This window comes from Cohnella zeiphila (assembly GCF_014212055.1).
GTDB lineage: Bacteria > Bacillota > Bacilli > Paenibacillales > Paenibacillaceae > Cohnella > Cohnella zeiphila.
In genome coordinates, this window is record NZ_JACJVO010000004.1 from 1 (window position 1) to 26,512 (window position 26,512).

At 60.6% G+C, this 26,512-nt stretch carries 22 protein-coding genes and 1 pseudogene; 2 read left to right on the forward strand and 21 right to left on the reverse strand.

The window, feature by feature from the left end; translation table 11 throughout:
- The 18 genes and pseudogenes from H7C18_RS03785 to H7C18_RS03865 form a co-directional block, all read right to left on the reverse strand.
- Positions 1-498 (reverse strand): transposase (locus H7C18_RS03785; RefSeq protein ID WP_185127688.1); only part of this gene is annotated, 498 nt, incomplete at its 3' end.
- A 470-nt stretch (positions 499-968) separates the two neighbouring features.
- Positions 969-1,499 carry a YceI family protein gene (locus H7C18_RS03790; RefSeq protein ID WP_185127689.1) on the reverse strand — a complete coding sequence of 177 codons (531 nt, stop codon included), beginning with the start codon at positions 1,497-1,499 and terminating at the stop codon, positions 969-971.
- Between the two features lie 161 nt (positions 1,500-1,660).
- On the reverse strand, positions 1,661-1,939 hold the full coding sequence (locus tag H7C18_RS03795) for a HesB/YadR/YfhF family protein (protein WP_185127690.1): 279 nt from the start codon (positions 1,937-1,939) through the stop codon (positions 1,661-1,663).
- 93 nt (positions 1,940-2,032) lie between these two features.
- Entirely contained in the window at positions 2,033-2,305 is a 273-nt protein-coding gene (locus H7C18_RS35675; protein WP_337912849.1) for a hypothetical protein, read from the reverse strand.
- Positions 2,187-2,495: pseudogene (locus tag H7C18_RS35950) on the reverse strand (hypothetical protein); the annotation flags it as partial. The pseudogene H7C18_RS35950 and the gene H7C18_RS35675, both read right to left, overlap by 119 nt.
- Before the next feature lie 12 nt (positions 2,496-2,507).
- Positions 2,508-3,413 (reverse strand): carbohydrate ABC transporter permease, encoded by a 906-nt coding sequence (locus H7C18_RS03805; protein WP_238357450.1) that lies wholly within the window; start codon positions 3,411-3,413, stop codon positions 2,508-2,510.
- 36 nt (positions 3,414-3,449) lie between these two features.
- The gene (locus H7C18_RS03810; protein ID WP_185127691.1) at positions 3,450-4,424 is read right to left on the reverse strand and encodes an ABC transporter permease; all 975 of its coding nucleotides are present in this window, start codon (positions 4,422-4,424) and stop codon (positions 3,450-3,452) included.
- 102 nt (positions 4,425-4,526) lie between these two features.
- Entirely contained in the window at positions 4,527-6,278 is a 1,752-nt protein-coding gene (locus tag H7C18_RS03815; RefSeq protein WP_185127692.1) for an ABC transporter substrate-binding protein, read from the reverse strand.
- 121 nt (positions 6,279-6,399) lie between these two features.
- A complete protein-coding gene (locus H7C18_RS03820; protein ID WP_185127693.1) occupies positions 6,400-8,166 on the reverse strand; it encodes a sensor histidine kinase in 1,767 nt (588 codons plus the stop codon).
- Between the two features lie 15 nt (positions 8,167-8,181).
- Positions 8,182-9,768, reverse strand: a complete 1,587-nt coding sequence (locus H7C18_RS03825; protein WP_185127694.1) for a response regulator — start codon at positions 9,766-9,768, stop codon at positions 8,182-8,184.
- An 82-nt stretch (positions 9,769-9,850) separates the two neighbouring features.
- Positions 9,851-11,032, reverse strand: a complete 1,182-nt coding sequence (locus H7C18_RS03830; protein ID WP_238357452.1) for a family 8 glycosyl hydrolase — start codon at positions 11,030-11,032, stop codon at positions 9,851-9,853.
- 183 nt (positions 11,033-11,215) lie between these two features.
- The gene (locus H7C18_RS03835; protein ID WP_185127695.1) at positions 11,216-13,339 is read right to left on the reverse strand and encodes a glycoside hydrolase family 52 protein; all 2,124 of its coding nucleotides are present in this window, start codon (positions 13,337-13,339) and stop codon (positions 11,216-11,218) included.
- Between the two features lie 218 nt (positions 13,340-13,557).
- Entirely contained in the window at positions 13,558-14,178 is a 621-nt protein-coding gene (locus H7C18_RS03840) for a polysaccharide deacetylase family protein (protein ID WP_238357453.1), read from the reverse strand.
- A gap of 100 nt (positions 14,179-14,278) precedes the next feature.
- The gene (locus H7C18_RS03845; protein WP_185127696.1) at positions 14,279-15,145 is read right to left on the reverse strand and encodes a carbohydrate ABC transporter permease; all 867 of its coding nucleotides are present in this window, start codon (positions 15,143-15,145) and stop codon (positions 14,279-14,281) included.
- 36 nt (positions 15,146-15,181) lie between these two features.
- On the reverse strand, positions 15,182-16,063 hold the full coding sequence (locus tag H7C18_RS03850) for a carbohydrate ABC transporter permease (RefSeq protein WP_185127697.1): 882 nt from the start codon (positions 16,061-16,063) through the stop codon (positions 15,182-15,184).
- 31 nt (positions 16,064-16,094) lie between these two features.
- Positions 16,095-17,492, reverse strand: coding sequence for an extracellular solute-binding protein (locus H7C18_RS03855; protein ID WP_238357454.1), 1,398 nt, complete (start codon positions 17,490-17,492; stop codon positions 16,095-16,097).
- A gap of 112 nt (positions 17,493-17,604) precedes the next feature.
- On the reverse strand, positions 17,605-18,408 hold the full coding sequence (locus H7C18_RS03860; protein WP_185127698.1) for a response regulator: 804 nt from the start codon (positions 18,406-18,408) through the stop codon (positions 17,605-17,607).
- Complete coding sequence (locus H7C18_RS03865) at positions 18,405-20,210, reverse strand: cache domain-containing sensor histidine kinase (RefSeq protein ID WP_185127699.1); 1,806 nt, start codon at positions 20,208-20,210, stop codon at positions 18,405-18,407. Before H7C18_RS03865 ends, H7C18_RS03860 begins: the two co-directional genes overlap by 4 nt.
- A gap of 302 nt (positions 20,211-20,512) precedes the next feature.
- Here H7C18_RS03865 and H7C18_RS03870 point away from each other — a divergent pair, with 302 nt between their 5' ends.
- Together H7C18_RS03870 and H7C18_RS03875 are read left to right on the forward strand one after the other, a co-directional pair.
- Complete coding sequence (locus H7C18_RS03870; RefSeq protein ID WP_185127700.1) at positions 20,513-21,244, forward strand: PEP-utilizing enzyme; 732 nt, start codon at positions 20,513-20,515, stop codon at positions 21,242-21,244.
- Positions 21,241-22,056, forward strand: a complete 816-nt coding sequence (locus H7C18_RS03875; RefSeq protein ID WP_185127701.1) for a PEP/pyruvate-binding domain-containing protein — start codon at positions 21,241-21,243, stop codon at positions 22,054-22,056. Before H7C18_RS03870 ends, H7C18_RS03875 begins: the two co-directional genes overlap by 4 nt.
- Before the next feature lie 66 nt (positions 22,057-22,122).
- Here H7C18_RS03875 and H7C18_RS03880 read toward each other — a convergent pair whose 3' ends face one another.
- The 3 genes from H7C18_RS03880 to H7C18_RS03890 are packed head-to-tail and all read right to left on the reverse strand — an operon-like array spanning position 22,123 to position 26,512.
- Positions 22,123-23,169 carry a LacI family DNA-binding transcriptional regulator gene (locus H7C18_RS03880; protein ID WP_185127702.1) on the reverse strand — a complete coding sequence of 349 codons (1,047 nt, stop codon included), beginning with the start codon at positions 23,167-23,169 and terminating at the stop codon, positions 22,123-22,125.
- Between the two features lie 29 nt (positions 23,170-23,198).
- The gene (locus H7C18_RS03885; RefSeq protein WP_185127703.1) at positions 23,199-24,716 is read right to left on the reverse strand and encodes a response regulator; all 1,518 of its coding nucleotides are present in this window, start codon (positions 24,714-24,716) and stop codon (positions 23,199-23,201) included.
- The gene (locus H7C18_RS03890) at positions 24,713-26,512 is read right to left on the reverse strand and encodes a cache domain-containing sensor histidine kinase (protein ID WP_185127704.1); all 1,800 of its coding nucleotides are present in this window, start codon (positions 26,510-26,512) and stop codon (positions 24,713-24,715) included. The genes H7C18_RS03885 and H7C18_RS03890 overlap by 4 nt, the downstream gene beginning before the upstream one ends.

A 26,512-nucleotide genomic window follows, 5' to 3' on the forward strand; every position in this document is an offset into this window, starting at 1 on the left:
CGATGCGCCGATGAGCACCGATTGTTCCTGCGGCTGCCACTCCAACGTCGGCGTAGCGCGATGTATGATGGCGGCATCCTGGATGCGGACCCATCCTTCGAGCAGCTCGCCGGCCTCGGCGTGACTCATGGCATGACGCAGCTTGTGGCAGATGCTCCAAGCCGTCTTATAGGTAACGCCAATCTCCTCCGACAGTTGCAGGGCGTTGACGCCGCCAGGGCGGCTGTGAAGATAGATTGCTTGAAACCACAGACGCAACGGCGTGCGGGTGCCCTGAAATACCGTGCCGGCAATCAGCGAAGTTTGCTTTCGGCAGCGGGAGCATTCGTAAAGCGGCAAAGACCGGGTCGAGATGAGGGAATAGGAAGAGCGGCCGCAGCGAGGGCACCGGAAGCCGTCCGGCCACCTGGCGTCGAACAAAACGCGAATGCAAGCTTCTTCGTCCTGCAGAAGCCGTTGCACCTGATCGAAAGAGAGCGAACCGTCGAACATTCCCATCACCTCGAGCGTATTATTTTTCTACGACCATTATACCAAACATATGTTCCTATTTCAATATCAATATCCAATAAAATACTGAGCGAAAGGGATATCTCGGCAGCCGAGATGCCAACTTCCATGGAGAGAGGCCCAAACCGGGAGTGATGTATCTGAAAAGGATATGGGGCGGCAAGCAGCCAATCTCCTGAGCGACAGGGATTCCGAATGTAAGGTGGAAAAGAGGAAAGGACATGCGCGATGTCCCTGAGCGAAGGGGATTCCGAATGTAAGGCGGAAAAAAGGAATGGGCATGCGCGAAGTCACTGAGCGAAGGGGATTCTGAGTGTAAGGCGAAAAAAGGAATGGGCATGCGCGAAATCCCTGAGCGAAAGGAATAACGAGCAGCGCGGGCGAGAGAACGAGAAAAAAACGAAACCCTCCGGACCGCATGGCCGGAGGGTTCGTGGAGCTGCGGGAACAAATCGAGATTAAGCTTTCGCGGCTTCGATCTCGAGGGTAAACTTGACTTCGTCGCCGATCAGCACGCCGCCGGTCTCGAGAGCGGCGTTGTACGTGAGGCCGTAGTCGCTGCGCTTCAGGGAGCCTTTGGCGTTGAAGCCGGCTTTCTCGTTGCCCCACGGGTCTTTGCCGGAACCTTCGTAAGCGACTTCGAACGTCTCGGAACGGGTGACTCCGTGAAGAGTCACGTCGCCGGTCACGTCGTATTCGCCGTCGCCGGTCTTGACGATCTTCGTGGCTTTGAAGAGAAGCTTCGGATGATTCTCGACGTCGAAGAAATCGGCGGATTTGAGGTGGGCGTCGCGATCTCCGTTGCGGGTGTCCACGCTGGACAGATCGATCGCGAACGAGATGTCGGCGGTCGTCAGGTCGCTCACGTCGGCGGAGATTTGCGCTTCGAAGTTATGGAAGCTTCCTTTGACCTTGGCGATCATCATGTGCTTGACGGAAAAATCAACGGCGCTGTGGGAGACGTCTACTGCCCAGTTTGTTTTCGACATGTTCGTTCATCCTCCTAATTTACTTACAAATTAATATTTGCTTATATAATTTTAGTAACCGTATATCCAATATAGGCGAATCTTTAATTTTTGTCAAGGATGTGAACAAGCAAATGCAAAAAAAGAAGCGCCAAACCACAGCGCTTCTACGGCAAAAGCTTCTATTGACTGACAAAAAACACAATGTCGCCGTCCCGTTCGTCTACGGTCAGCTTGTTCCGATCAAGAAACCAGATGTCTTTGCTCTCGATGTAGAAGGTCAGCCGGTCGGACCGGTACACCGCCGCCGGGTCCATCGGTTCGTCCTTCATGATGCCGAAGCCGTATGGCTCGGGTCCGCCGCTTACATACCGAACGAAGATGCGGACGCTATCCCCGTCCCCGTATCCCCAATCCTGGCGGAAAACGTGCAGTGCCGAGGGCGAAATGGCCAGTTCCATGGCAGGTTCCTCCTTCCTGATGGGAACGCAAAACCTCAGGCGTTCTCGTTATCTATATTATAGAAGGAAGTCCCCGCCTATCACAAGACGATCTCAGGCTTGACCCTTCAGGATCCGAACGCCGAAAGCGGGCAGATCAAGACGGTCGTCACGAGCGTGCCGCCCTTCCACGAACGCCTCCAGCTTTCGCCCGGTCTCTTCGCGGCAAGTACAGCATCGGGGCGACAATGACTTTGTATGGAAGAAAATCGTCCTCGGAGCCGATTCCATCCGTCGCCACGCCCTGCTCCCAGAACGCCCGATAGTGGCATAAACGGTCTCTTCGTAGCGGAGGCCTTTGTTGCGGGGGCCGGCGGCGTCCTTCACCGCCCAGCAGTTGTCCCAATCGAACAGGATCGCCGTCTCCGCCGGCGTCGCCGTGCCGACGATCTCCGAGATCGCCGCCAACGCGGCGCCCAGCTCGGCCACGTCGAGCGGAAAGGCTGCCGGAAGCGGCGCCCAGCTCGGCCACGTCGAGCGGAAAGGCTGCCGGAAGCGGCGCCGGGTTCAATAGCACGGCCGACAGGCTTCACCCCTTCACGCCGCCGAGCGTCATGCCTTTGACGAAATACTTCTGCAGGAACGGGTACACGATAATCATCGGCAAGCTCGCGACGATCGTCATCGTGGCGCGGATCGACGTCGGCGTCACGAAATTGGCGCTCGCGTTGGCGCTATTCGCGAATGCGTCGGCCGAGGTCATCGAGGAGTTGGAGTTCGAGTTGGCCAGCAGCTTCATCAGCTCGTACTGCAGCGTGCTGAGGTTGACGTCCTGGGAGTTGTAAAGGAAGACGTCGAACCAAGAGTTCCATTGGAATACTCCGGTGAACAGCGCGACGGTCGCCAGCGCGGGCAGCGACAGCGGCAGCACGATGCGCATGAACGTGCGGAAGTCGCCGGCCCCGTCCATCCGCGCCGATTCGATGATGCCTTCCGGCAGCCCTTCGATGAACGATCGGATGACGATCATGTTAAAGACTCCGATGATGCCGGGCACGACATACACCCAGAAGCTGCCGATCATATGCAGGTCGCGGATCAGCAGGTAGTTCGGAATAAGCCCGCCGTTCAGATACATGGTCAGCACGAACATGATCGTCACGAATTTGCGCAGCACGAATTCGGGACGGCTGATCGTGTAAGCGACCATCGCCGAGCAGAACACCGTCACCACCGTCCCGATGACCGTCCGCAGGATCGAGATAAGCGTCGCGTGGAAGATCGTGGCTTCCTTGAACACGTAATGATAATTGTCCCAGCTGAACGCGCGCGGCCATAAATAAAGCCCGCCTTGAATCGAATCGTTCGCGTCGTTGAGCGACACGACCAGCGTATTGAGGAACGGATACAGCGTAATGACGGCCAGCAGCACGAGCAGCAGCACGTTGGCGGTATCGAAGATCACATCGCCCGGCGAGCGGTTGCGTTTATACAATTTTTTGACGGGTCCTGCCAGTGCCCTCTCCTCCTTCTAGAACAATCGTTCGTCGCCGACGCGCTTGGCGATGTGGTTCGCCGAGAACAGCAAGATGAAGCTGATCACCGTCTTGAAGATGCCGGCCGCCGTCGCGAGCGAGAAGTTGCCCATCGAAATCCCGTATTTCAGCACGAAGATCTCCAGATTTTCCGAGAAGTCCGCGTTCATGCCGTTGCCCATCAGGTACTGCGGCTCGAAACCGGTCTCCAGAATGCTGCCGAGATTCATGATCAGCAGGATGACGATAACCGGCCGAAGGCCCGGCAGCGTTACGCGCAAGATGCGCTGGAACCGGCCCGCGCCGTCGATCTCCGCCGCCTCGTACTGGGACGGATCGATCATCGTCATGGCCGCCAAGTAAACGATCGTATTCCAACCGACATCCTTCCACACTTCCGAGATGCCGAGGATTCCCCAAAAGTAATGACCGACCCCGAGCCACATGATCGGCTTGTCGATCAGATGAAGCCACATGAGCACTTGGTTAACGATGCCGCCGTCGATGGAAAGGGAAGTCGAGATAATATTGGCCGCGACCACCCAGGAGATAAAGTGCGGCAAATAGCTGATCGTCTGGACGGTGCGCTTGAACATTGCGATGCGCAGCTCGTTCAGCAGGACCGCCAGCGTGATGGCCGTCACGAAGCCCAATACGAGCTTGATGACCGCCATGGCGAACGTGTTGCGAATGACGCGAAGGAACGAGTCGTCCTCGAACAGGAAGCGGAACTGCGACCAGCCGACCCACTCTTGGTCGAACATGCCCATATTGGGCCGATAATGCTGGAAGGCGATCATCCATCCCCACAAGGGGACGTATTTGAATACGAAGATCCAGATGACGAACGGGACGGACATGCAGATCAGCGACTTTTGTTTGAACAATCTTTTGAAAAACAGTCTGGCTCCCGATGATCGGACTGCGGCGGTGTGCGGGACGGTTCCCTGAACGGATGCGTCGCTTCGCATGGCTTCTCTCCTCTCGCGATGAAGCGGTTGTCTGACCGGCCGGCGGCAAGCCGAAGGCCGGGCCTGATCCTGCCAGACCCGGCCCCGGCTTCTAGCCGCAGCCTAGTTGCCGCTGCTGCCGCCCGTTACTTTTGCGATTTTATCCGCGATCGACTTCGTAAGCGTATCTTCAAACCCTTTGACGTCGAGCTTGTTGAACGCGTCCAAATATTCGTTCCAGATGGCGTCGAACTGGTCCGGCTTCGCCAGGACAAGCTTCGGGAAGTACTTCAGCTTGACGTCCTTCGATTTCTGCTGGAAGATCTCCGCCGGCGAGCCCTGCTCGATCGAGATGCTCCATGCCGGGTACCATGGCCGGTCGTCCGGCTTGGCGAACAGCTCGGAGAACGTCTGAACGCCGTATTTGCTCAGGATCAGCTTATCGCCTTCGGTGAACGAGGCTTGCGCGACTTCCGGCTGTCGTCCCGCGTTGAACGAGTTGCCGTCGGATAGAGTGGAGCCTCCGCCGTACATCGGCCAGCTGTAGTTGAAATAGGTGAATCCGATGCTTTGCTGCTTGGCGTTGTCCTTCAGCATTTCGATCTCTTCGGGTGTCCGATAGTAGCGGCCTTTGTCGTTTACCTCGTACGTTTCGCCCTTGAAGCCCCATTGAATCATGACCTGATTTTCTTCCTTCAGCATGTTGTCGAAGAATTGGATGATCCGAACCGGGTCTTTGGCGCTCGTCGTAATGCCGACGCCGCGGTTGTCGACGAAGGACGGCGGATCCAGGTACTGGTCCTTCGTGTTCTGGTCGAACACGATCGGCAGCGGCATGTAATCGAGGTCGTCGTTGCCGGATTTCTTGATGTTCTGGATCGCTTGGTCCGCCTGCCAGCCGTAATCGAAGAAGCCGAGAACCTTGCCGGACGAAATCTTAGCCAGGTATTGGTCGTAATTGTTGACGAACGAAGATTGGTCGTACAGCCCTTCGTTGTTGACCTCGTTCAGCTTCTTCAGCCAGCGCTTCGTCACGTCGTCGTTCGAGTACACGTCGGCGGCGTGCGTCTGCATGTCGACGATGACGTCGCCGTCGTTCGGATAGCCGGCGAGATGCATCGGGGGATTGAAGATGCCCATCGTCCGCCAATCGTACGTAAGCGAGGTAAATCCGGTCAGCTTATCGTCCTTATGGGCATCGTTATATTTCTTGATCAGGTCGAAGTATTCGTCCAGGGTCTTGATCTTCGGGTAGTTGAACTCCTTCAGCACGCGGCGCTGAATAAAGAAGGCGCCTTGATCGATGGTCGGATTCGGAATGTAGTCTCCGACTACCGGGCTGAACGGGAGGAAGTAGATATGGCCGTCGGCTTGTTTCATGAGATTATAATAGGGCTCGTAGACACGCTTGATGTTCGGACCGTATTGGTCGATCAGATCCTCCAACGGGATGAAGGCTTTGGCGTCGAGAATCTTGTCGATGGCGGTGTCCGGCGCGAGCACGTCGGGATAGTCGCCGCTGGCGATCATCGTGCCGATCTTCGTGTTGACGTCGCCGACTGGGAACTGCATCTTGAAGTTGACGCCGGTCTGATCCTCGAGCGCTTTGCCGATCTCCGTCTTGTTCGAATCGATGTCCGGCACCTGCGAGTTCGCGTTGAAATACGTGAACGTGACGGGCGTCTTGTCCGCCGCCGGCGACGAGGAAGCCGTTTCGGACGCAGACGCGGATGCGGACGGGCTTCCCGAACCCGCACTCTCCGAGGACGAGGCGGATGAGCCGCTGCCGTTGTTGCCGTTGCCGCCGCTGCAGGCGGCGAGCGACGCCGCCGTCGCGACGATCAGGGCGAGCGTGCCGAGCTTCTTTTGATCCAAATGTTTCGTTCCCCTCTCGAGATAATTTGTAAGCCTTTTCTGTAAGCATTTACAGTTTAAAACACCGGCACTAACCTGATAACCCGACAAACTTTATCGCCTACTTCAAAAAACATAGATGTTAGTCTGCGGGCGGTTCCTCATAGCGCGGAATGGCGATTCGGACGGCGGTGCCCAAATGCCGCACGCTGGTCAATTGGAACTGCAGCCGCTCCCGGTCGTGCAGCTTGAGCCGATAGTAGACATTCCGAATGCCGATGTGGTCTCCCATCGTATCTTCGTTCTCCAGCGAACGCCGGATGGCCGCCAGCTTCTCCTCCTCGATTCCGATGCCGTTGTCCCGGACGACGGCCGTCAGCTGCGAACCGGACGCGCGGATGTCCAGCTCGATCCGGCCGCCGTCCTTCAGCGGTTCGATGCCGTGGATGCTCGCGTTTTCCACGAAGGGCAGGATGGTCATCTTGGGCAGGTAAAGATCGTACGCGGCCTCTTCCACTTCGATCCGGTAGATCAGCTTGTCCCCGAACCGATACTTCTGAATTTCCAGGAAGCAGTGGATCAGCTCCAGTTCTTCCCGCACGGTCACCCAATCCCGCTCCCACGAGAGCGACTTGCGGAAGATCTTGGCCATGTTGCGGATGATCTTCGCCGTCTCCGTCTCCTGCTTCATCAGGCTGCGCATGCGGATCGTCTCCAGCGCGTTGAACAGGAAGTGGGGATTGATCTGGCTCTGCAGCGCGTGGAGCTGCGCCCGGTTGCGCTTGATCTCCAGGTCCTTCTTCTGAATGTCGGCCAGGTAGACGTCGTCGATCAGGTTCTTGATCTGCAGCGTCATCCGGTTGAATTCGTTGGTCAGCTGTCCGATCTCGTCGCGATACGACTCGCGGTCGATCGTCTCGAAGTGGTGGTTGCGAACCTTCTTCATATGTTTGAGAATGCGAACGATCCGCACGTTCAAGGAACGGGTGAACCAAAGAATGATCAGGGTCGGGATCACGAGGTTCGGAAGGGCCAGGTACAGGACGAAGTTGCGGGAGCGGTAGACGTCCCGAAGCACCTGGTGCTCGGGGAACGCGCCGACGATGCTCCAGCCGCGCAAGTAATTGACGTTGTCGAAGCGCTGCTCCAGCCGAAGCGCGTCGGTCGGAATTCCGATCGAGGACATGGAGACGTTATGCGACATCCAATCGACGGCCGGGTCGGTCGCGTAGTCCACTTCGCCGGCCGAGTCGACCAGGTACAGGTTGCCCTGCAGCGTCGTATTCAGGAACACGCTGCTGACGGTGTCGTAGCTGATGTCGATCTTCAGGATTTTCCGGCGCTGGTTCTGGTATTTGAAGTAGTCCAGCTTGCGGATGACGCTGTACGTGATCTCGTCGCCCTTGTATGTCGCGATCATGTTGCGGACGACGATCGGAGACGCGGTATCGGAATGGAAAAAGGTCTGGTACCAGCGCTCTTTCTTGACTTCTTCCGTAATCGGGAGCAGGCCTCCGCCTCCGACGATCGTCGGATTGTCGGTATAGATGGCGATATCCTGGATCGCCTTGTAGATGGGGGAATACCGGAACAGCGTCGGGCTGACGTTCGCGTAATAGGAGTCGACGTATTCGGTCGCGTCCCGGTAGCTTTTCTCGATGGCGTCGTTGAGCAGATTGTCCGTATAAAGCACGGAAGAGACGCCGATCGCCACGTCGATCTGGGCCAGGAAGTCGTTGCGGACCTGCTCCATGGCCATCGACATGTCGTGCAGCTTCTGCTGTTTGACGTTATGGGTGGTCACCAGGTAAAAAACAAGATTGGTCAGAACGATAGGAATGAAGACGCAGAGAAGGTAGACAAGGATCATCTTGCCTCTAAGCCGGACGTGATTCAAGCTGACTCGCATATGGACCTCCGGCATTCATGTCTTGGCCAGCAGCTCGTTGCGGTATGCCGTAGGCGTCTTGCCCTCGACTTTCTCGAATTTGCAGACAAAGTAATCGGCGTTGTCGAAGCCGACGCTCCGGGCGATCTCGTAAACCCGCAGCTCGGTCTGGCGAAGCAGGCGCTTGGCGTTTTGGATGCGAAGCTGCAGCAGGAAATCGTTGAAGTAGACGCCGTACGTTTTGCGGAACAGTTGACCGAGATAGACGGGATTCATGTAAAATTTCGCGGCGATGCTCTTCAGGTTGATATCTTCGCGATAGTGGTTCTCGATGTACTGCTTGATTTTGACGATCTCGCCTTTCGCATTGTTCTTGCGCAGCCGCGCCGCCAGTTCCGCGCTCTCTTCGACAAAGGCGCGGAACCGCTCCTTCAGGCCGGACAGCGTGACCGGATACTCGCGCCACTGCAGCACGGACTCCAGGGAGCGAAGTTCGGTCTCGTCTCCCTGCAAAGAGCGAACGGCCCCGATGACGCCGAACACGAAGCGGGCGATGGCGTTCTGGACCGCTTCCGGCGCATACCGCTTGGTCCGGATCTGCTCGAAGATCCAGTCGACGGCGGCGCTTCGCGAGTCCGGATCTCCCTCCTCCAGCTGTTCCAGCCGCGCGGCATACTCGGCGGGCTCGAATTCGGCGTAACGCAGCTCCCGCTCCGGAAGGCGGTCGCGTCTCAGCACGCTCCGGTCCGCGAAAGCGAACTTGTACTGGATCGTCTCGCAGGCGGACAGGTAGGCGTCCCTGAGCGCGCCCAGGCCGGACACGATCTCCCCGATGTAGACCATGACGGGAAGATCCCACTGACGACGCAAACGGGAGGCCAGCCGCTCGGCTGCCTCCTCCAGGGCATCCGGCGAGTCCGACGGACCGAGCAGCGCCGGAAAGCCCCACACCCCGGGCCGAACTTCGTGAAGATGGACCGGGTGAGCGGCCGTCTCGAGCCGCTCCGCCGTCCTCGCGATCTCGCCCCGCCAATCGCGCGGCTCCGGCCGATCGTCCGAAGGCGTCCGGCCCGCTTGCGGCGTCATGCCGTTCGCCTCCACGATGACGTAGCCGTAGCGGCCGCCGCGCTCGAGCCCGAGCAGCTCGGCCAGCGCCGCGAGCTCCTCTTCGCCCGTCTGATCCTGCAGCAGCCGCTCCAGCGCCTTCCGCTCATAGCCGGCCGAAGCGTCCTTCAGCAGCTTATCCTTCTCGATCTGGCTCGCCAGCTGCTTCAGCGCCTCGGTCAGCTCATCCTCGTCGATCGGCTTCAGGATGAAGTCCTTCACGCCGAATTTGATCGCCTGCTGGGCGTATTTGAAATCGCCGTAGCCGCTGACGATAATGAATTTGACGTCCCGGTTCCCGCTGGCCCGGACCGTCCGGATCAGCTCCAGACCGTCCAGGACGGGCATGCGGATGTCCGTAATGATCAGGTCAGGCTCCCATTCGGCGATCGCGCTCAGCGCTTCTTCCCCGTTGTCCGCTTCCCCGCAAACCCGAAAGCCGCAGCTCTCCCAATCGATCAAATTGCGAAGTCCCTGTCTGGCGAAGATCTCGTCTTCGACCAGGACGACCTTGTTCACGAGTACCCCTCCTAACGATTCGGTTCGGACGTAATCCGGTGAAAAAGGCGGCGGCGTCATTCGGAAGCGTCATTCGGCGGCGTCATTCGCCGGTGTCTTGCGTCTCCGGCTTCCAGATTCGGTAGCGGCCGCTCAGCGCGAGCATCGCGAACAGATACAGGCAGTTGTCGTAATAGCGCCGTACCCCGGTGCGCACCGGCGTGTTCCAGAAGCGCCGGACGGTCGCTTCGGCGGCGGGGCCGGACGCGGCGAGCGAGGCCGCCGCGTTCGTCGCCAGCAGCCCGACCGGGTGCAGCGAGAGCTCGTCGAACGGTTCGCCGGCGATCGTGTAGCGGCGGTAATCGGCCGGCTCCTTGTCCGCGAAGAACGCCTGAATGCGTTCCGCCGCCTCGCACTGCCAGGGATCGGCGCGGAACCATTCCCAGTCGAGCCCGAGATTGGCCGCGACCCGGTAGGAGTCGCTGAAAAACTTGCCGTAGCCGCGCTCGTCGTTCGGCGTTCCGTCGTAGAACGCATATTCCGGCGCCAGTCCTGTCCGGGGATGGCACGATTTGTGCAGGTAGGCCCGGCTGGCGGCTGCCGCTTCTCTCCAGAACGCCCGGTCCGCGGGATCGGCCCACAGCGCGAACAGCTCGTAGAAGTGCGGCAGATGGTAGGACGGATCCGAAAATTCGCAGTTCGGGATGAACTTGATCAGCTTGTTGTCCGGGTTCCACATCGAATGGCCGTCGCCGTTCTCGCCTTTGTGCAGGCAATCCCGAAGCAATTGCCGGGCCTGGCGCCCGTAATCCAACGGTTCGGCACCATCGCCCCACCGGTGCGAGGCGAACAGCAGCGCCATGGCGAAAAACTCTTCCCCGTCGGGAGCCGGCCCGTTCGAACGCCTGGTGCCGTCCGGATCGCACGACCAGGCGAAATAGCCGGCGTTCTCTCCCTCGGTCATATACATGTACTTGCGCGTCCACCGCCAGATCCGGTCGAACACGTCGCGTCGGTCCAGCTGGACGGCCATCATCATCCCGTAGGACATTCCTTCGGTCCGGACGTCCAGGTTGCCCGTATCGAGCAGGTACCCCATGTCCGGCTCCGCTTCGTAATAGATTCTCGTCTCCTCGTCCCCTTCGAACAGCTGATGCCACGTATCCTCGATTCTCGCCGCGATGTCCGCGTCCGAATAGCCAAGCTCCCGAAAAACGTTGCGATAGGTTCCTGTATAGAACGCTCCCGGCGTTCCTTCCGTTGCCATGTTTTGTTTCGAGACCATGGAATTTTTTCTCCCTTTCTATTGTAAACGTTTTCAAAATTAATGGAAACCATGAGCCTAGCGAATCTATTGTAGGCTTCGTTACGCGGACCGAACACCCCAAAAACCTTAGAAAGCACTTTGCAAATTATAGAAGGGACGGGGCTCCGCCCTCAGTCGGCGGCGGCCCGTCCCAAATTTTGCTCAACCTGCGGCGTTCGGGGAATTCTCGGACAGCCAAAGAATCGCGGTCACGCCTCGGGGGTAATATTTGCTCCCGATAATCTCCCCGCTTAGAATCTGGTCGCTCCAGCACCAGTACGACAGCTGAGGGTGCGTCAGCCAGGCGACGTGGGCGGCGTCCGCCTCGCGGCCCTCTTCCTCCCACGGGAGATTCATGATCTCCCGGGCGATGAACTGGCACAGGTAAATTTTGCTCAGCCAGGAATTGTTGCTCGTCGAGGACAGCTTCCACCCGCCGTCTTCGAACAGGCACGTTCCTTTCACGAGCACCGTCCGCAGATGCGTGCGCAGCGCGAGCAGGTAATCGGCGAAACGGCCTTCCAGATCGAGCGCCTCCCGGTTGCCGGTGAAGTAAGGAAAGATCAGCCCTTCGATCGCCGGAATGATGCGCGAGTCGTTGTTCTCCCCGATGACGGCCGGGATGTAGCCGGCTTCGTTCAACGCGGCGGCCAGCGTCGCCGCGCAGCGGTCCGCCTGAGCGCCCGCCTCTGTCGCGGGCTCGGGCAAGCCCTCGGCGGCGAACAGCTTCTCCAGCGCGACGTAGACCGCCCAGCATTTGCCCGCCATATAGATATTGTTGCGGGATTGGCCGAGCGACACGTCGAGGCTGTCGTACGTCGTAATCTCCGCGCCGCCGGCGGTGCGGCTGCCGTCGAGCCCCATCAAGCCGTTGCGTTCCGCCGGGTCCGGATGATCCCGGTTCAGCATGCTCGCGAAGCCGTCGCGAAGCGCCGGCAGCATGCGCTCCAGGAAGTCGCGGTCCCCGGTCTGCTCCAGGTAGACGACCGCGCACGCCAGCCAGTTCACCAGTTCCTCGTGGCTCATGTAGGAGAAGCAGCCTTCGATGCCGGCGAGCTCGTACGCCGAATGCCGCGGGCGCGAGAACACGTTCGCGACGCCCATATCGTGCGTGAACGCCAGGCCGCCCGGATATTCCCGCGCGTCGCCGGGGAAGCGCGCCGTGTCCTCGTAGCTGTAGCGCTTGTAGAACCATTCCAGCTCGTTGCGCACGGTCCACGGATTCATCTTCAGCTCGTAGAACAGCTGGTCCGCCGTCAGATCCAGCGTATTCATCATCCGGTACTCGCCCTCGTTCACGACCCAGACCGGCTCGCCGTCCGCGTCCAGCAGCTGCGTGCTCCCGTAATAACTATGGATCGCATGGTTCAGCATGAACGCCTGATCGTCCGACAGCCGTCCCGCCGAGGTCCATGTGTCGGCGGCCGCGCAGGAAGCGGTCAACCGCCCGAAATTCGCGAGCGCATACTCGGCGACGTCCTCGATCCTCGAGAAGTAACGCGTATAGAAGTAGGTCGTCTCCAGTCCGGACGTCGCGATTCCTTCGCGGTAGAAGCAAATCGCGAACCGGTACGTTCGCTTCTCGCCCGCCGGCACGTCCATGAGCAGCGCGCCCGTTCCGCCCAGCCCGAACGTTAGATGCTGCGGATGCTTCGGCTTCAGGATCCGCTCCATCGAGAATCCGAAGGCGGCCGACGCCTCTTCCCGCGGCGCGGCGATGGCCGTGCGGCTCCCTTGGCCGACGCCCGTGAACGGCTCCCGGCCCGATTCGCCGAGCATTCTCATCGCGCTGTAGGGGTCTTTGCCTTCGTAGCCGAAAAACGCGCGACGGGCTTGCGTTCCTTCCCGGTTGTCGACGGTCAGCTCGGCGAATACCGCCGGAACGAGCGCCGCGCGAAGCTCGTCGTCGCCGCCCAGGGCCGGATCCGGGACGGAGCGGACGGGAGAGTAAATCCGGAACGTCAGATCGCCCGCTTCCCAGAGGTCCTCTCCGGCGCGCAGCGTCCGCCTGATCGTCGACGCCTCGAACGGCACCAGGATGGAATCCTGCTGTTTACCCTTTTTCTCCACATCATACCGGGCGGCGTCGTCGCTTACGTCTCCGAAGAAAGGGAGTGCCTCGAACCGGTCGCCGCTTCGGGACTGCACGCCGATGTAGACGTTCTCGTCGGCAGGCTTGCCGAGCTCCATGCCGAAGCCGCCGGAGCCTCCCCGGAAGCCGAGCGTGAAGCTGGCGAAGGCGCCGATCGGCGCGTGGTGCGCGTTGTAAAATATCGAATGGCTCAAGTGATGCGTCCCCTCTCTGCAACCGTTTTACGTTTATCCTAACACGGCCGTTCGCGAGGGGGCCATTGACAAATCGGGCGAATATTTACCCAAATCGCGACAGTCGGAGCGGAATCTTCTTCTATGGGAACGGCGGCAGCGGCGTTCCAACCGCTTGATCCGCGGAATGTGCAAGGGACGCCTCCGACGGCCAACCGTCCGGAAACGCCCCTTCCCGGTCAAGCTTGCTCCCCTAGCAATTCGCTAACCGTCACCAGCTCGTACCCTTGCTCCCGCAGCTCCTTCGCGAGAATGCGCACCGCTTCCACCGTCTGGGACCGGTCGCCGTAACCGTCGTGGAACAGCAGGATGCAGCCCGGCTTCACGGTTGCCCGGGAAACGGCCGCAATATGCTCGACGCCGGGCATGTCCCAATCTCTCGCCTCGCCGTTGACCGCGCCGATCATCTGGCGGTAGCCGAGCTCCCCGGCGGCCTCGGCCACCGCTTTGTCGGCATCCAGGTAGGGAGGCCGGAACGTCCGCGGCTCTTCGCCCGTCAGCTCCCCGATCAACCGGTGCGTCCGGAGCAGCTCGTCGCGAACCTGGCCCGGTTCAAGCCGAGTCAGGTGAGGATGCGAGTACGTATGATTGCCGATCTCGTGCCCTTCCGCGCGAACGGCCGCCGCCGTCTCCGGACTCTTCTCGAGCTGGCTCCCGATCATGTAGAACGTCGCCTTGCCGCCCGCCTCCCGGAATATCTCCAGAATCTGCGGCGTATACAGCGGATCGGGACCGTCGTCGAACGTAAACGCGACGGCTCGGCGCGCTGTCTCGACCTCTCTTATCGTCATACCGGACATGGAAAGCCCTCCTCGAACGTGCGGCCGCCGCGACGGCGGCCGTTCTCTTCGTATCGTCGCCTCCATTATAAAACATCTGGACGAGCCCGGGCGCTTTTTTTCACCCTTTCACGGAACCGGCCGCGATGCCCTCGACGATCCGGTTGCTTAGCAGGAAGAAGACGATCAGAATCGGCAGGATGCTGATCATGAGCGTCGCGCCGATCGCTCCCCAGTCGCTCATGTACTGGCCGACGAAGTTTTGCACGCCGACCGTCAGCGTCTTCAGCTTGTCGGAGCTGATGAACGTGTTGACGAAAATAAACTCGTTCCAGTTGTAGATCATGTTGATGATCGCCGCCGTCACCATGACCGAGCCCGTCATCGGAAGCACGATCCTTAGGAACATCCGGTTCACGCCGCAGCCGTCCATGACGGCCGCCTCCTCGATCTCCCGGGGAAGCGCCATATAGAAGCCGAGCAGGATCATGATCGTGATCGGCAGATTGAACGCGGTATAGGAAAGGATCAGGTTGGCCTGGTTGTCGATCAGGCCCAGCTTCTGAAACAGGATAAACAGCGGGATAAGCGTCGAATGAACGGGAATCATCATCCCGATCATGAACAGGCCGAGCACCGCCGGACGCAGCTTCCAGCGCATCCGCGTCAGCGCGAACGTGACGAAGCTGGCGAGCAGCACGGTGAGGGCGACCGAGGCCGCCGTAATCCAGACGCTGTTGACGAAGTAGCGCTCGATGTTGCCCTGCGACCAGACGTTCTCGTAATTTTCCCACCGGAGCCGCTTCGGCAGGGCGAACGCCGGCATCGAGAACACTTCCTGGCTGTTTTTCAAGGAGAAAAACAGCAGCCAGACGAGCGGAAGCACCTGCAGCGCCGCAGCCGCGATCAGAACGAGGTAGAGCGCGCCTCGCCCGGTGCCGGCGAAGACGGATCGTCCGGACGCGTTCGTCCGGGGACGGGCGGCCAACGGGGATGTCGATGTCGTCAGTGAACTCTCCTCCCGTCAGGAATATTGAATCGGATCCTTCGTCGCCGTGAGCCGCCGGATGATCCAGGTCGCGACGAGGCAGACGAGCAGCAGGAAAAATCCGATCGCGCTTCCGTAGCCGTAATCGAACTCCCGGAACGCCTTATGATACATGTAGGAAGCCATCACTTCGCTCGCCTGGTTCGGCCCGCCGTCCGTCATGACGTAGATCAAGTCGAAATATTTGAGCGAGCCGACGACGGCCAGCACGATCGTCACCTTGACCACTTCCCGGACGAGCGGAAGCTTGATGCGCAGGGCGACCTGCCGGGAGTTCGCGCCGTCGATCCGCGCCGCCTCGGTCAGCGAGGCGGGGATGTTCTTCAGCGCCGCGTAATAGATCAGAATGTAGAATCCGGCGTACTGCCACAATATCGGAACGAACAGCGCGCCGAGCACGATGGACGGATCGGCCAGCCAATCGGGCGTGTCCTCCACGCCGAGCGATTCGAGCAAGCCGTTCAAGATGCCGTTCGTCGGATGGTAAATTTTCAGCCACAGCTGGGCAATGGCGACCGAGGAGAGCAGCATCGGGATCAAATAGATTTTGCGCAGCAGCTGCGCGCCTTTGATTCTCCCGGACAGTACCAGCGCAACCGCCATGTAGAGCGCCAGGAAAACGGCGGACAGCAGCGCGAACAGAAGCGAATGGCCGGCGCTGCTCCAGAAGACGCCGTCCTTCAGCAGCCGCGCGTAGTTGTCCAGGCCGATGAACGTCATCTTGCCGATGCCGTCCCAATCGTTCAGGCCGTAATACCCGGTCAGCACGATCGGGACGTAGACGATCCCCAGCAGGAGCAGCAAGGACGGCAGCACGTAGAGGGCGATGACGCGTTTGTTCGACATGACCTTTTCCATAACGGAGTTCGCCTCCCGCTCCCCGGTTCGCTTATTTGCCGGCCTTCAGCGCGGCATCCTGCTTCTTGACGAAGTCCTCCGGCGTAATCGCCTTGCCGAGCAGCGCCTGCACGAGGTTGTAATGCTCGGAAGCGGCCCCGGGCTTCATCTGCACGTCCAGATACAGCGTCACCTTGCTCGCGTTGTTCAGTTCGTTCAGCAGGTCGATGAACAGAGGCGGCAGCTTGATCGCGCTCGTGTCCACCTTCGTCGCCGGGATGATGCCCGCGTCGGTGACGGAGATCTCGCCCCACTTCTGCACGAAGAAATCGACGAACGACTTCGCTTCTTCCTTGTGCTTCGAATTTTGCGACACGAACAGGCCGACGCCGGGGCCGCCCACCCAGTTGTTGACGCTGCTCTTGCCGTCCGCGGCGACCGGGAACTTGAAGAACCCGACTTTGTCCTTGAACTCCTGCGGCACGTCCGGATTGGTCGTGAAGTTCGGAACCTCCCACGTCCCCATCGCGTACATGGCCGCCTTGCCGTTCATGAATTCGGCCTTCGCTTCGTCGTTGGACAAGCCGTTGAAGCCTTTGACGAACGCCTTCCTGTCGACCAGGTTCTGCGCTTCCTTGGCCGCTTCTAGCAGCGACGGATCGGAGAAATCGCTTCCGGCGACCGCTTTGTCCAGCACGTCCGGCCCGCCGAGCCGGTCGGCGAGGTACATGTACCAGAACGAAGCCGTCCAGGCATCCTTGCCTCCGAGCGTAATCGGCGTGACTTTGTTGTCGTTCAAGGTCTGGATGATCTTCTTCAGATCGTCGAGCGTTTGCGGCGGCTGCAGGTTGTATTTGGCGAAGATCTCTTTGTTGTAGTAGACCGGCACGATGTTGAGCTCGACCGGAAGCGCGTAGGTTTGACCGTCGAACGAATAGGCTTCCGTCGTTCCCGCCACGAACTTGTCCTTCAGATCGCCCTCCAGCAGATCGTTCAGAGGCTCGAACATGTTCCCCTTGACATAGGGCTCCATGAAGCCGGCCGCCCAGGTGAAGCCGACGTCGGGCAGGTTGTTGGAGGCGGAGAGCACCTTCAGCTTGCTCTTGTACTGCTCGTTCTCCAGAACCTCCGTCTCGATGGTAACGTTCGGATGAGCCGCCTCGTATTCGCCGATAATTTGCGAGACGACTTTGAACTGCCCGGCGCTGCTCGCTTCCGGCCACAGGTGCATCAGCTTCAGCGTCACCTTCTCGCTTGAAGACGGGCTGGCGCCGGCGCTCGCGCTCGGCGAAGCCTCGCCGCTCGGGCTGCCGGACGGGCTGGCCGAGGAGCTGCTCGGAGCGCCGGAGGAAGAGCCTTCGCTGCCGTTATTGGAACCGCTTCCGCATGCGGCCGCCAGCACCATCGTCGCCAGCAGCATCGAAGTTGTCGCCATCGTTTTCGTTTTCATCCATCGTCCCCCCATGAATCGTTAGGAAGGCTCGCAAACGCTTTCCTTCCGAGTTCAAGTCTATCACTGCGAACATCGGGGGATAAGGGCACGGCGTTTGGGGAAAATTCCATCATTTTTGGGTATCCGTCTCTTCCCGCGTCATCTCGGCCCGGTATTGTCCGGGGCTTACGCCCTCGTACTCCTTGAACACCTTGTTGAAATATTTCGCCGTCCGATAGCCGATCCGCTCGGCGATCTCCGCGATCGGCAGCTTCGTCCGCAGCAGCCATTCCTTCGCCCGCTGCAGCTTGCGCCTGGCGATATACTCGCTGAGCGTCATGTCCATCTGCTCCTTGAACAGCACGCTGAAGTAGCTCGGGTTCAAGTGGACGCAGGCGGCCACTTCCTTCAAGCCGAACGTCGTCTCCAGATGCTCGTCGACGTACCGGACGGCGGCGCGCACCGGATCGCGCAGCGTCTCTTCCTTCTCCCCGGCGGCGACCAGTTCGGGATCGGCCAGCCTGCGCATGAGGCCGATCCGCTGCCGCTCCTCGCCGGCCTCTAGCGCTTGCTCGACGGCCGCGATCAGCTTGGCCCTGGCGATCGGCTTCAGCAAATAGCTGGCGACGCCCAGTTCGATCGCCTGCCGCGCGTACTCGAATTCGGCATAGCCGGAGATGAGAATGACAGGCGGCCGCTGCGCTTCCCCCTTCTCCCTCAGGCGGTCCGCAAGATGAAGTCCGCTGATCTGCGGCATGCGGATGTCGGTGATCATCAGGTCGACCGTCTCCTCGTCCAGCAGCCGCAGCGCGGCGTGCCCGTTGTCGGCCGTCACGATCCGGCAGCTTCCGGCTGCCCACGCCTCCAGCATTTTTTGAAGCCCCTGCCTCGTTCTCGGCTCGTCGTCCACGATCAGAATCGTTTTGGTTTTCACGGTTCTCTCTCCTCTCTGAAGCCGGTATCGTCAGCCGAAGGCCGATGGACCGGTTGCCGGGTTGTCAGCGGAATCGTAACGGTTACCCGCGTGCCCTCGCCCTTTCGGCTGCGAATGGCGAAGCGCTCTAGCCCCTCCTGCGGCTCGGCGAAATAAAGCCGCAGCCTTTGCCGGACGTTGGCGATGCCCACTCCCGACTTTTTGGCGGACGGTCTCCGGCTCTCGGGAGAAGCGAACAGCAGCCGCAGCGTCTCCTCGTCCATGCCTTCTCCGTCGTCTTCGACCGAGATCGCGAGCTCCTCTTCCGCCCGAACGACGGAGACGGTTACCGTCCCCGGACCGATGCGGCTCTCCACGCCGTGAAGAATGGCGTTCTCCACGAGCGGCTGGAGCAGCAGCTTCGGCAGCCTCGCGCCGTCATACGCCGGCGGGGCGTCGATGCTCCATGTCAGCCGGTCCTCGAAACGCATTTTCATGATGAGCAAATACCTTTCGATATGGTCCAGCTCCTCGCGGAGCGTCACCCATTCGTCCTTGTTCGGCCCCGTGATCGTATAGCGGAACAAATCCGACATGGCGACGACGAATTCGGCCAGCTCTTCCTCTTCTTTTTCCTGCAACGACCAGTACAGCGCTTCCAACGTATTGAACAGAAAATGCGGGTGAATCTGCGCCTGAAGCGCCTGAAGCTCGGTCCGGCTCTGAAGCAGCTCCTTCTCGTAGACGATGCGGATGAGTCCGTTGATATGGTCTACCATCCGATTGTATGCGTGGCCCAACTCGTTGATCTCCAGCGTCGAGGAGACGATGTCCGCCCGCCTTAGCACGCCGAGCCGCGCCCCGCGCATCGTCTTGATCAGCCGGAAAACGGGCCGCGTGATGATCGTCGACAGCAGGAACGAGAGCAGCATGAACAGCAGCGTGCCGATGCCGGCCGAGACGAGAATCGCGGTCCGCAGCACCGAGATGCCTTCGGTTATCGCATGGACGGGCGTCAGAATGAGCAGCGTCCATCCCGTCATCTCCGACCGCTGGCGTACGAGAATGTACGTCCTGCCGCCGGCCGTCACCGTCTGGCGATCGGCGGCGGACAGCCTCAGCGCTTCCGACTCGGTCATGCCGGGGTCGTTCGAGGCGATCAGACTTCCGTTCTCCGCGAGCAGCAGCATCGTCTCCGGTTCCCCGTCTCCCGTCAGCGGGTCTTTGAACTCGAATACGCTTCGGCTCACCTGCACGAGCAAATAGCCGCCGGCCTGAAAATTCCGTTCCATCAGGCTGACCCTTCGCATGGCGAGCAGCGATTCGGGGTCTTCGGGATCGAGCCCGTACCAGATCATGCTTCCCTTCGCCTCCAACGCGCGCGCGACCCATTCCCCGCTCACCTTGTCCAGCAGGCTCGCCTCGTCCAGCGGGAACAGCCTTTGCCGGTCGGCTCCGTACAGCTCTACCGACTCGACCCCGCTTCCGTAAACCTGCACGTTGCCGACGACGGCCGACAGCGACTGCCGCTCCGAGAAGCTCGCCGCGCTGCCTCCCGCTTCCTTGAGCAGCAAAGATTGCACGTAAGGATTGGTCGCCGCCTCGGTCGTCAGCGAGTCGATCTGGCTCAGAATGCCTTCGATCCGCCCGCTCGCCTGCACGGCCGTCTGCTGAATATGCTTCTCGGCGTTGTTCTTGAGCAGGGTGGACACGGAATCGAACGTAATGCCGCCGACCACCGTCAGAATGATCATCATCGCGAGCAGGAAGCCGATCAGCATCTGATTGCGCAGCGTGTTCCATTTCGCCAATAGCCGCTTCATCCTCTTGTTCCTCTCCGTCCGAAATGCTTGCCATGCGGTTGTGCTGCTATTGTGCCATTGGAAATGTCTGACGTAAAGATCTTTTCGTTGACAGGGAAAGCGGGTTTTTGTTAGGATGGGGGAGACCAATTACCGGAAGGAGTGAGGGCGATGAAGAAGAACGTTGCGGCCAACCGTCTTTTTTCGCTGCCCTCGCTCCTTCGTCGGAAACAGGGTTGACGTCTTTTTGTCGACCTCTTTCTCGGAGAGCCTCGGGCGTTCGATGCCCGGGGCTCTTTTATTTTTTCGCAGGAGGGGTTCGGATGAATACCGTTCGCAATTTGTTTCCCGAAGACGTGGAGGAATTGGGGCGCCTGCTGCCTTCCGTCTATCAATCGATTTATCGCTATCAGAACGAACGATCCGTCCGGCTTGAGGAGTCCATGCGGTCTGCCATTCGTTCGATCATGCCTTATCTGGAACGGTTCAAGCCGCATATTCCGGCCTACAAGCAGCGCTATATCGAGCTGCTGAACATCCAGCACCGGATGAAGCCCTACGACTTGATCCTTTGCTTCGACCGTGCCGTCTATGAGCTTCACGCGCGCGTCAAAGCGGGAGTGTTCGCGGATCTGCCTTGGAGCAAGGAACTGCGGGAATTGTTCAACGAGCGGCAGGAGCCGGCGACGGGAACCGGCTCCGCCGAAGAGATTTCGTCCGGAGCCGTGGATTTCCTGACAAGCGGGGCAACCGCATGCAAAGGGGAAGCCGAGGGAGCGGCGCGAGTCGTTCTCGACCCGTCGTCGCTCTCCGAAGTAAAGCCCGGCGACATTCTCGTAACGCCGATGACCGATCCTTCCTTCCTCGCCGTTGCCGATCGAATCGCCGGACTTCTTACGGATCGGGGCGGCTTGGTTTGCCATGCGTCTATCCTGGCCAGGGAATTCAACCTGCCTTGCATCGTCGGCTGCCGGAACGCCACGGAAGTCATTCGCGACGGCGAACCGATCCGAATGGACGCCTTCGCCGGAATTGTCACGAGGATCGCCCGATGATGAGCATCGTTCCGCTCCATGAAGCCGATGATCGCTTTCGTTATGGCGGAAAAGCTGCGGGCCTTAGCAAAGCCGTTCGCGCCGGACTTCCTGTTCCCGCAGGCTTTGCCGTCTCTTGCGACACCGTTCGGATGATCGCAGCCGAGCAGCCGCAGCCGGACGCCTTGCGGCTTCTGACAACGCGGCTCGCAACTCTGCGGAAGCCTCTCGCCGTCCGTTCTTCCGCCGCGGATGAAGACGGAGCGGCCGCCAGTTATGCCGGCTTGTTCAAGACCGTCCTGAACATCATGGAGGCCTCTCGGGTCGCGACGGCAATCCGGGACGTCTTCGTCTCGGCGTCGTCCGAATCCATCGCTGCATACGGCGCCGCGCATCGGCCGAGCGTTCGGATGGCGGCCGTCGTGCAGGAGATGGCGGATGCCGACATCTCCGGGGTTCTGTTCACTCGCCATCCGGTAACGGGCGAAGACGTTCGCTTGATCGAAGCCGGCTGGGGTCTGGGAGAGAGCGTGGTCGCGGGGAGGATCGTTCCCGACCGATGCGTCTTTCCCCGCGGCGACCCGCTCGCCGTTCAAGCGGAGCCGGGGAGCAAGGAGACGGAGGTCCGAACGGTTTCGAGCGGAGGCACTGCGGAAGAGCAAGTAGCCGAGGATCGAAAAAAACAGTTCTGTTTAAACGCGGATCGGCTTCGCTCTCTCGACGATCTGGCGAGCCGGAGCGAGAGGATATTCGGTCCGGGCGGGCTCGATATCGAATGGGCTTTTGCGGGCGGCATGCTGTTCCTGCTGCAGTGTCGTCCGATTACGGTCTGAAAAGAAAGAGAGACTTGCCGCCGCTTGCATTCTTTCGCAGCGGAAGAATGCAAGCGGCGGCGGCGACTACGGTCTTCGATCGCCCTGCCTCGGCGGCGGCGACGTGCTCTGCCGGACGATAAGCCGCGGCTCCAGCGAGGTCAGCTTCTTGACCTTGTCTTTGTTCATCAGCTGCCGGAGCACCCGGACGGCCGTGCGGCCGAGCTCGCCCGCCTGCTGCGATACCGTGGTCAGCTCCGGGATGACGTGATGCGCCAGCAGGATGTCGTCGAAGCCGACGATCGACAGGTCGTCCGGCACGCGCAAGCCTTGCTCGACCGCCGTCTTGATCGCGCCGATCGCGGTGAAGTCGTTGATGCAGCAGACGGCGGTCGGCCGCTCCGGCATTTCAAGCAGCCGCTTCATGTGCTCCCGCCCGGCGTCAACGGAGAAGCTGCCCGGCAGCACCCACTTTTCCGTCACCGGAAGGTCGGCTCGCTTCATCGCGCTGCGGAAAGCCCGGAGCTTGACCGAGGTGGTCGACATATGGCTCTCGCCGCCGATGAAGCCGATCCGGGTGTGGCCCTGTTCGATCAGATGGCTCACGGCCAGAATCGTGCCGGCGTACTCGTCGGTGGCGACGCGGGTCAAGCCCGCGTCCTTCAAGTCTCCGTTAACGAGCACCAGCGGAATTCGCTCCGCGTGCTCGACGACTTCCCGAACCATCGCGGGATCGCAGCGCTTCAGGTTGATCCGGCCGCCGATAAACAGAATGCCGTCCACCCGCTTCTCCCGCATAATGTTCAGAAATTCCGATTCTTTCTCGTAGCTGCCCTTCGTGTTGCACAGGAAGAACGTATAGCCCTCCTCCTGGCCTTCCAGCTCGATCCCCGAGAACACCTCCGGGAAGAAGGGGTTCGTAATGTCCGGCAGGATCACGCCGATAATGCCCGTCTCCTTCTTCGTCAAGCTGCGCGCGAGCGCGTTGGGCTGGAATTGGCGCTTTCTCATGATCGCTTCGATCTTCTCGCGCGTCGCGGCGCTGACCGGCGCCGAACCGTTCAGCACCCGGGACACCGTCGCGACCGAGACCTGCGCTTCCTCGGCGATATCGTAGACCGTAACTTGCTTCATCGTTTCGTTCCTTCCCCCGTCTGTATCCGTCATTCCTTGCGCCGGAAAGCCGTCACCGTCTCCCCCGTAACTTCCTTGAACACTTTGCAGAAGTAGGAAGTTTCCTGGTATCCGACCTGGCTGGCGACTTCGTATACCTTCAGCGAAGTGTTCCGCAGCAGCCGCTTCGCCATCTCCGTCCGGACCCGGTTGACGTATTCGGTCACCCGCAGTCCCGTCTCGGTTCGGAACAGGTTCGACAAGTAGTTGGGGCTGAAGCCCAGGTGCCGGGACAGATCGGCGACCGAGATCTCTTCCGCGTAATGCTCCCGTATATAGGCAAGCGCGGCCCGAACCTCCTTCCGGCAGGCCGGCCGGCCCGGCGTCTCCCCGAACCGCTCCCGGCAAACCGCCAGCAGCCGCTCCTGAATTCCGCCCAGCGAATCCAGCCGCTCCAGGCTGTCCATCAAGCCGGCCAACCAATCCTGTTGGCCGGCTTCCGAAGGCGAGGCGTATTCCGCCGAACCGTAAAGCGATGCGTAAAGGTCGACCAAATGCCGCTTCAGCACGGGCTTCGGCGGCTTACGCCGCCGCAGATCCCGGATCAAGTCCGACAGGGCGTCGCCCACCTCTTCCGGAACTCCCCCGCGAAGCGCTTGCTGCCAGCGGGCGATCCGGGCGGGATCCGCGGCCGGGCCTTCCGGTTCTTCCCGTTCCGCTTCGAACAGCCGCCCCCATCCTTCGTAGACGGCGCGGAACAGCGCCTGCTCGGCATTCCGGTAAGCGGTCCGCAATCCCCGTGCGCCCGTCTCCTCCCCGCCGCTGCCGACCGCGGCTACCCGGCAGCGGCCCTCCGCTTCCCGAAGCCACCGCCTGGCGAGCTGCCGCACCGCGTACCCGCCGTCTTCGCCTTCCGGGCCGCCGGCATCGACGAGAACGAGGCGATCCTCGCGAAGGGGAACGGCGAGGATCCGCTCCTCATCCTCCCCCATAAGCCGGAGGCCGTCGCCTTCTCCCGGCCGCCAGGCCAGCAGCGCGAGTCGGCTCGTGTCCGGCAAAGCCAAGCCGCCGAGGGGCGACTCCGCCCCGTGCCCCGGCGGCGTCTCTCCCGTCAGCCACATCTTCAGAAGGATCGTCCGAACTTCCGTCCGGCTCTCCGCCTCTCTTCGCTTTTTCTCCTCGCGCTGCGCCAGCCGCCTTCTCATCTGGTCCAGCATATACCTCAGCGCTTCGGGCTCCAGCTCTTGCTTGAGCAAGTAATCTTCCGCTCCGAGCTTCAGAGAATCCTTCACGAACCGAAAGTCGTCGTAGGAGCTCAGCATCACGACAAGCGTGTCGGGGAAGCGCTCCTTGACGGCCTTAACGAGAGCGATTCCGTTCATCTCCGGCATGCTGACGTCGGTCAGCACCAGATCGAACGGCCGCTTGTCTAGCAGTTCCAGCGCTTGCTTGCCGTTGACCGCCTCCGCCGCGATCTCGAAGCCGCACTGCTCCCAGTCGACGATCGTGCGGACGGCATAGCGGTAAACGGCGTTGTCTTCGACAATCAACGCCTGATGCAAGCTCACCCTGTCCCCTCCTCTCGCCGGTAAGGCATGGTCAGAATGATCGTCGTTCCGGCGCCGGGCGCCGTATCGAACGACATGCCGTACGGCTCGCCGTACAAAACGCGGATTCGCTCGTGGACGTGCCGGACTCCGATCCCGTTAAGACCGGGATATCTTCGCTCGCGATCGGAAGCGAGAAGCTCCCGCGCGAAAGCCGGATCCATCCCGATGCCGTTGTCCTCCACCGAGATTCGGATGTCCGTCCCCCGCCGCTCGGCGCCGATGCGGATCCGTCCGTGGCCCTTGGAGATTTCCAGGCCGTGCATGATCGCGTTCTCCACCAAGGGCTGAAGGATGAACCCGGGCACCTGGGCGTCCAGCAGCCCCTCATCCACTTCGTATTCGACCTCGAACGCGTCGCCGTAGCCGATTTTCTGAAGATGGACGTAATCGCGGACGTTCCCGAGCTCTCCTCCGAGCGTATCCATGCCGCCCGAACGGCGAATCGACGATTGCAGCAGCCCGTTCAAGGCGCCGACCATCGACTCGATCTCGGTCTGTCCGCGGCTGCGGGAAAACCAGCGGATCATGCCCAGCGTATTGTAAAGGAAATGCGGGTTGATCCGGGCCAGCAGCACCGAATATTCGGCCTGCTGCTTGGCCAGCCTCTCCTCTGACACCCGGACGACCAGCTCGTTGATCCGGGCGACCATCATATTGAACCGGACGGCCAGCATGCCGATCTCGTCCTTCCCGGCCGGAATCGCCTTCACGGTCAGATCGCCGTCCTCGACCCGCCGCATCGTGCGCTCGAGCAGCTTGATGTCCCGGGTCGTGCCGATCGAGAACCAGAACGCCACCGCCATCGCGACGAAGATGAACAGCGCGCAGATGAACGCGATCATCGTCTCCAGAATGCGGGTTCCCTCCATGAGGCGGGCCATCGGGATGAAGCAGAGAACGCTCCAGCCCGTCTCCTCGGAACGGGAGCGAAGCATCAGCGATGGATGCCCGTCGATCTTCATCGTCTCTTCATCGGAAGACGCCCTTGCTCCGGCTCGAGCCGAAGCCCGGATGGCCGCGAGCAGACCGGCATCCCCTTCGAACAGCGGCTCGTCGTTCTCGTTCAGAATGAGCAGATTGTCCGCCTGAATGATGGACCCTTCCGAGAGCAAATTCATGAAGTAGGCGCGGTCCAGATGGAACACGATGACGCCGAAATTCCGGTTCACCTGGTTCATATCCAGGTAATAGCGGGACAGCGCCACTTCGTCGGTTCCGCGAAGCGACGCCGACCAGTAGATGCCTTGGCCGGATTCGGCGAGCAGCGCCTCCGCCTTCGTCGCGATGCCTCGCGCCGTGTCGGCGTTCATCTCGGTGCCGGAGGCGGGGCGCTGCCACCAATAGAGCCGGCCGCCCCGATCCATGATCGTTACCGAATTGATGGACGGATTGTTGTTGCCGTACTGATAGAGCAGCCCGGACACCCGGCTGAAGTCGACCGCGTACCGATCGCCGCCCTTCCCTTCGTCCCGCCCCGCCACGATATGCGTGAGCAGCTCGTCGTTCAGGAGGAACAGCGTCGACGATACGAACTCCTTGACATGATTGTCGACGTTCTTGGAATATTGATCGATGACGCGGGCGGACAGCTCCCGCGTATTCGCCTGGATATAATGGCGGGAGGCGGTCGTTGCCGCCGTCCCGATCGCCAGCGCCAGCATGAGAATGATGACCATGTTCGACAGCAGAATCTTCTTGCGGATGCGCATGTCGCGCAATCGCTTCAGGGGACTGAGCCGGAACGGCCGCCGCAT

What these genes read in the sequence shown, in the direction of transcription:
- H7C18_RS03855 (WP_238357454.1), bottom strand. Translation starts at nt 17,492, where the DNA reads ATGAAAACGAAAACGATGGCGACAACTTCGATGCTGCTGGCGACGATG.
- H7C18_RS03865 (WP_185127699.1), bottom strand. Translation starts at nt 20,210, where the DNA reads ATGAAGCGGCTATTGGCGAAATGGAACACGCTGCGCAATCAGATGCTG.
- H7C18_RS03875 (WP_185127701.1), top strand. Translation starts at nt 21,241, where the DNA reads ATGATGAGCATCGTTCCGCTCCATGAAGCCGATGATCGCTTTCGTTAT.
- H7C18_RS03790 (WP_185127689.1), bottom strand. Translation starts at nt 1,499, where the DNA reads ATGTCGAAAACAAACTGGGCAGTAGACGTCTCCCACAGCGCCGTTGAT.
- H7C18_RS03810 (WP_185127691.1), bottom strand. Translation starts at nt 4,424, where the DNA reads ATGCGAAGCGACGCATCCGTTCAGGGAACCGTCCCGCACACCGCCGCA.
- H7C18_RS03840 (WP_238357453.1), bottom strand. Translation starts at nt 14,178, where the DNA reads ATGTCCGGTATGACGATAAGAGAGGTCGAGACAGCGCGCCGAGCCGTC.
- H7C18_RS03820 (WP_185127693.1), bottom strand. Translation starts at nt 8,166, where the DNA reads ATGCGAGTCAGCTTGAATCACGTCCGGCTTAGAGGCAAGATGATCCTT.
- H7C18_RS03880 (WP_185127702.1), bottom strand. Translation starts at nt 23,169, where the DNA reads ATGAAGCAAGTTACGGTCTACGATATCGCCGAGGAAGCGCAGGTCTCG.
- H7C18_RS03890 (WP_185127704.1), bottom strand. Translation starts at nt 26,512, where the DNA reads ATGCGGCGGCCGTTCCGGCTCAGTCCCCTGAAGCGATTGCGCGACATG.
- H7C18_RS03795 (WP_185127690.1), bottom strand. Translation starts at nt 1,939, where the DNA reads ATGGAACTGGCCATTTCGCCCTCGGCACTGCACGTTTTCCGCCAGGAT.
- H7C18_RS03870 (WP_185127700.1), top strand. Translation starts at nt 20,513, where the DNA reads ATGAATACCGTTCGCAATTTGTTTCCCGAAGACGTGGAGGAATTGGGG.
- H7C18_RS03830 (WP_238357452.1), bottom strand. Translation starts at nt 11,032, where the DNA reads ATGGTCTCGAAACAAAACATGGCAACGGAAGGAACGCCGGGAGCGTTC.
- H7C18_RS03850 (WP_185127697.1), bottom strand. Translation starts at nt 16,063, where the DNA reads ATGGAAAAGGTCATGTCGAACAAACGCGTCATCGCCCTCTACGTGCTG.